Origin of the sequence: Streptococcus danieliae (assembly GCF_013415245.1) — a bacterium.
In the GTDB taxonomy this organism is placed as follows: domain Bacteria; phylum Bacillota; class Bacilli; order Lactobacillales; family Streptococcaceae; genus Streptococcus; species Streptococcus danieliae_A.
In genome coordinates this window covers 1-202 of sequence record NZ_JACBXX010000233.1, presented here as the reverse complement: position 1 = coordinate 202, position 202 = coordinate 1, and the positions used below count along the sequence as shown (strand labels likewise).

1 protein-coding gene is annotated in these 202 nt (G+C 41.1%); it reads right to left on the bottom strand.

Annotation, left to right across the window (positions count from 1 at the left end; all coding sequences use genetic code 11):
• Window positions 1–40 precede the first annotated feature (40 nt).
• Window positions 41–202 (bottom strand): transposase (locus HZY94_RS09830; RefSeq protein WP_179925972.1); only part of this gene is annotated, 162 nt, incomplete at its 5' end.

The window sequence follows — 202 nt, the reverse complement described above, 5'->3', positions numbered from 1 at the left end:
GGAAGCCTTAAAGAATTGCATCAGGTGTGGGTGAATTCTATCAGAGAGCAAGTCGAGAGAGGACTACCTGTTCCCTTTCTCGTTTCGTATTCAAGGCTAGGAAAATGCGTTTCTTAAAATTGTCAAAGTTCCTGAAACCAAAGGCATTCCGCTTGATAACCTTGATGAGATTATTAGTTGCCTCTAGTCTTGCATTGGAATA